8 protein-coding genes and 1 pseudogene are annotated in these 3,928 nt (G+C 63.7%); all 9 read right to left on the bottom strand.

What is annotated here, in order from left to right:
* Nucleotides 1-976: pseudogene (locus GVL04_RS23950) on the bottom strand (hypothetical protein); the annotation flags it as partial.
* A gap of 108 nt (nt 977-1,084) precedes the next feature.
* Complete coding sequence (locus GVL04_RS23955; protein WP_159709151.1) at nt 1,085-1,276, bottom strand: hypothetical protein; 192 nt, start codon at nt 1,274-1,276, stop codon at nt 1,085-1,087.
* Nucleotides 1,273-1,584, bottom strand: a complete 312-nt coding sequence (locus GVL04_RS23960; protein WP_159709152.1) for a hypothetical protein — start codon at nt 1,582-1,584, stop codon at nt 1,273-1,275. The genes GVL04_RS23955 and GVL04_RS23960 overlap by 4 nt, the downstream gene beginning before the upstream one ends.
* Nucleotides 1,581-2,036, bottom strand: coding sequence for a hypothetical protein (locus tag GVL04_RS23965; protein ID WP_200846949.1), 456 nt, complete (start codon nt 2,034-2,036; stop codon nt 1,581-1,583). Before GVL04_RS23965 ends, GVL04_RS23960 begins: the two co-directional genes overlap by 4 nt.
* Entirely contained in the window at nt 2,033-2,413 is a 381-nt protein-coding gene (locus tag GVL04_RS23970; protein ID WP_159709153.1) for a hypothetical protein, read from the bottom strand. Before GVL04_RS23970 ends, GVL04_RS23965 begins: the two co-directional genes overlap by 4 nt.
* A 3-nt stretch (nt 2,414-2,416) precedes the next feature.
* Complete coding sequence (locus GVL04_RS23975) at nt 2,417-2,806, bottom strand: hypothetical protein (protein ID WP_159709154.1); 390 nt, start codon at nt 2,804-2,806, stop codon at nt 2,417-2,419.
* 140 nt (nt 2,807-2,946) lie between these two features.
* Nucleotides 2,947-3,267 carry a hypothetical protein gene (locus GVL04_RS23980; protein WP_159709155.1) on the bottom strand — a complete coding sequence of 107 codons (321 nt, stop codon included), beginning with the start codon at nt 3,265-3,267 and terminating at the stop codon, nt 2,947-2,949.
* 32 nt (nt 3,268-3,299) lie between these two features.
* The gene (locus GVL04_RS23985) at nt 3,300-3,662 is read right to left on the bottom strand and encodes a hypothetical protein (RefSeq protein ID WP_159709156.1); all 363 of its coding nucleotides are present in this window, start codon (nt 3,660-3,662) and stop codon (nt 3,300-3,302) included.
* Nucleotides 3,659-3,928 (bottom strand): hypothetical protein (locus GVL04_RS23990; RefSeq protein WP_159709157.1); only part of this gene is annotated, 270 nt, incomplete at its 5' end. The genes GVL04_RS23990 and GVL04_RS23985, both read right to left, overlap by 4 nt.

Here is a 3,928-nt window from a genome sequence, read left to right on the forward strand (position 1 = left end):
GGTGGGTTCCTGTGGCTTGTGGGCTGTTTGCGGGCGGTGCGGCCTCGGCTGTGGCCGGTTGCGGATCGGTTGCGATGTTCGCGGCGCCCGTTGCCCCGTTGCGAGGTTCCGGCGTCGGCCCGGTGGTAAATCCGTCGGCCGGCGTTGCTTCGCTTTCCACTGCTTCGCCCGTTGATGCCCGGTTGTTGCTTCCGTTGGCATCCGGCGCCGGCCCGGTGGTGCTTCCGTTGGTCGGCGTTGCTTTGCTGGTGGGCGCCGGTTTGCCTGGCGCGATCGCTTTACCTTTCCGCGGTGGCTTTATGCCGTTCCTTTTTGCCCAGTCGTTAGTCCGGATCCATTCGATGGTGTGCGCCGAGTAGTAAGGCTTTGACGGTGCGGACAGCAGCGGCAGCGAGGCGTCAGCGTTTGGCGAGTCGCCCCTCGAGGCGTTGCATGCCCGGCAGCACACGACGTAGGTATCGATCGTGGCTGCCTGCCCGGGTTCCCGGTGGTCATAGGTGCCGGCGATCCTGCCCTTACGCTGCCCGGGCCGAAAGTCGACCACCAGGCCGCAGTAACGGCAGGCGTCGCCGTCGCGCATCCGGACCGGGACGATCAGGGCCGGGTTTGAGTTATCGGTTTTCCGCTGCCGTTCCCACTCGATTTCCTCGCGGGTCCGCATGTGAATGAAATCGGGATCATCCAGCAGCTTGTAGGCCGGCTTTGTAATGCCGTCGACGGTCATTTCCGAGGGTGACAGGTAGCCGGCATCGATCGCCGCGTCGAGCAGGGCCCAGACGCGAGAGTGTCCGCCGATTTGGATCGCGGTCCCTCGGCTGATCATGTAATCGGTTAGGTGTGCCGTGGACTGCAGGGCGCAGCGAGCGACAAATCCAAAGACTTCATTCAGCAGGCGATCGTCAGCGGCCGGATCCTCGAGGACGGCGAGCGCGATCGGGTGATTCGCTGCTGTGTCGCCTATCCGTAGCCAGGGCATCGAGTCCGGCCGCCTTTCGTGGTGGTTCGTTGTTTCGTTTTCGGTCGTGTATGGCTTCGACCAGCGCCCGGCCGTCGGGATCCTCGAGCATTGCCCGCGGGATTTCCGTCATTCGGCCGCTTTCCCTCGGTTGGCTGTTGCGCTGCGCATCAGCTCGACGGTTGCCTGTTCGGCGCCGGGGCCGGTCCAGCCGGCGGCGATGAATTGCGCTTTTATGCCGGTGATCGCTGCTACTGCGGTTTGGGCGCCTTCGAGCATTTGCATCAGGGTTTCGGCGGTGCCGGGTTCGGATTGGGTCATTCGGGTTCCTCGTATGGGTTCCGGGTGTGGGCGTCGGGGTCGTCGTAATTGACGTCGTGCATCGGGCCGCCTTGTTTGAATCCTTCGGCCCAGGCTTCGAACATGAGTTGCCGGATCGCGGGGAGTAGCACGCCGTGTTTGTCCTCGACTGCTTGGATGACGCGATCGGCGAGCGCCGAGTTTTCTGGGGTGCGGAATGGTGCGGGTCCGGCGAGCAGGTTCCGATCTCTTTCCCGACGCTTCTCGTCGGCCCTTCTGGCTGCCTCGATGACTTCCGGGGATGTTATCCGCCGGGCCCACGGGCTCATGAGGCCGCCGCCTTGGCCTCGTCGCGGTCGATCTTTTCGACCCATTGCGCGGCGACGGCGGCGACCTGGATCAGTTCGGCGCGGAGCTTTGCGGGGTCGTCCTCGGCGAGCGCTTCCGCTACTTCCTCGATCAGGATGTCGGCGAACGTGACCACGCCGGCGGCTGCGTGTCGGTCGGTCTGACGTTTTGCGATGTCGCGGAGGTGGCCGTTAGTGAGGGATGACGCGGCGCTTTGGTAGACGGTGGGTCCGGTGCCGTTGGGGTGGTTCTGTTCGCCCCACTTGGCATGTTGGCGGACACGTTCGTCGGCGATCTCGCGGACAATCTCGATCGGCATCTTGTCGGCGATCGGGATCCGGGTCGCCCGGTATTGCCGTTTTGCTGCTTCGGCGAATTCCCTGGTGATCGGTTCCGGGCCGAGGTCGACGACGTCGGTTGGCTGCTCGGTCATTTGTTGAACCTGATTTCGGTTACGCCGTCGGCGATGATGCCGGCGCCTTTGCGGAGGATCGCGGCCGCGGTGCCGTCAACTTCGCCCGTTGCGCCGTTGACCAGCGGGAGCGCTTTCCGGCCGGTGCGCCGTTCCTGCGCTTCGAGCAGCAGCTCGCGGGCCCGGTCTTGGGCGTCTTCGTCTTTCAACGGTTCGATGTGGAGGATACGGGCGGTCGCTTGGTCGAGCCCGGTATCGATGTCGGTAGTGATTGATTTGCAGTCGACCAGCGCGATCACTACGCGGGTTTCGTGTGGGGCTTCGACTAGGTCGGCATTGATCGATCCGAGGCCGTCCTCGTTGTAGTCCTTCGGCAGTGTGCCGCTGAGTTTCGTCATCGCTTAGGCCCCTACTGTTACGCCGAAGGTCCGGAGCGTGGCGGCCCGGTTCTCGAACTTGCGTTTCGTTGCCGGCAGCGCGTCCGCCCAAAACATCGGTTCGTCGGCTTCCATCTGCTCGGCGGTGTAGAGCGTTTCGGCCAGGCGGTCACGGTCAGCGGTTGCCTTTTGTTCTAGGTGTCGGTCGTATGCGTCCGCGACTGCGATCATTTCGGCCGCCTGTTGGCGCATGGCTGCAGCTTGATCTGCGTCGTCAATATGGAACTTTTCACGGGTCGAATCGACTGTGAATTCGACGCGACCGGCGTACAGGTCCTTTGGGTAGGCGGTAATTGCCTCAGTGACGTCGACGGAGTACGTCACCGATCCGTTGGCGTTGATGATGTCGGTCATGTTTTCCTCTGGTCTATTCGGTTGGGGGGTTTGGTTAGTCGCTGCAGCGGCATTCGCCGGTCTGCCGGATCACACCGCCGCAACTCGGGCAGCGATCGAGCTTTTCGGGTTTCGAGGCTTCGACTCTCGGCGGCATCGGTCTACTTCCCGCCTGCAGCGGCGCGGGCATGGTGGACGATCATCCCGCCGAGCGCGCAAGCTTCGATGTAGTTTTCGCAGGCGCCGCCCTGGATGGGATCCGCGAGGGTCGGATCGATCCAGATCCGGAGCTGCGCGCGGCCGTCGGCCCGCAGCCGGACGCCGGCCCGAGGGAATTCCCATCCCTGCTTAGGCTCTACCCGAGGCCGATCGAACGGCCGGCGAGCGCGTTTCATATCGGCGAGCGCGTTCGCTTCGTCGGTGGATTCGCGGATTTGCCGGTCGATTTCGGCGATGTCCTGTGCTTTGGTGGTTGTGGTCATTGCCCTTATCCCTTTTTGTCTGGTGGTGTGCGCTAGGCGATTGCGAGGAATGGGACCCAGTGGGGATGCAGCTGCTTCTCCCCCGTTTCCGTCCACGGTTCGTCCTCGTCTTTTTCCAGCTCGGCAGGGTCTGCCCATTCTTGGCTTGCTTTGTCCCAGTCCGGCATGTGTTCTTCGTCCGGGTCGATCTGTTCGGCCCATGCTTCGCGGGCCCGCTGCGGGTCGTGCGTGCCCCAGACAATGCAGACTTCCCAATCGGTGGACCATGCCCGGATTTTCGATTGCTCGGTTCCGCCGCAGCTATGTAGTTCGAAAACGGCGCCGGCGAGGTCGGCCGGGACGGTTACGGGATGTTTGCAGGCTTGGCATTCGTGCTGGTCCTGTGCCGAGCTCATGCGGCCGCAGCTTCGGATCCGGGCAGCTCGGCGACGCTGCGGATCTCGCGACGGTCGGCGCGGTGAGCAGCCTCACGGCGCGTTACGCCTTTGGCAATCCGGTAGATCCCGAAATATGCGATCGCGAATCCTGCGATAAACAGGCCGTTGATACGGTCGCCGGCGGCGATGATCAGGATCATCCCGAATGCGACGACGGCGGTCTGTGCGATGGTGTGGCGCGTGTAGCGGGGGCCCGCTGCGCGGGGGCGTTGGCGGCGGGGCGT

Source organism: Arthrobacter sp. 18067, assembly GCF_902706295.1.
Taxonomy (GTDB): Bacteria; Actinomycetota; Actinomycetes; order Actinomycetales; family Micrococcaceae; genus Arthrobacter.

Excerpts from the sequence above, each read along its gene's own strand:
- GVL04_RS23955 (WP_159709151.1), bottom strand. The coding sequence starts at position 1,276 with ATGACCCAATCCGAACCCGGCACCGCCGAAACCCTGATGCAAATGCTC.
- GVL04_RS23960 (WP_159709152.1), bottom strand. The coding sequence starts at position 1,584 with ATGAGCCCGTGGGCCCGGCGGATAACATCCCCGGAAGTCATCGAGGCA.
- GVL04_RS23965 (WP_200846949.1), bottom strand. The coding sequence starts at position 2,036 with ATGACCGAGCAGCCAACCGACGTCGTCGACCTCGGCCCGGAACCGATC.
- GVL04_RS23970 (WP_159709153.1), bottom strand. The coding sequence starts at position 2,413 with ATGACGAAACTCAGCGGCACACTGCCGAAGGACTACAACGAGGACGGC.
- GVL04_RS23975 (WP_159709154.1), bottom strand. The coding sequence starts at position 2,806 with ATGACCGACATCATCAACGCCAACGGATCGGTGACGTACTCCGTCGAC.
- GVL04_RS23980 (WP_159709155.1), bottom strand. The coding sequence starts at position 3,267 with ATGACCACAACCACCAAAGCACAGGACATCGCCGAAATCGACCGGCAA.
- GVL04_RS23985 (WP_159709156.1), bottom strand. The coding sequence starts at position 3,662 with ATGAGCTCGGCACAGGACCAGCACGAATGCCAAGCCTGCAAACATCCC.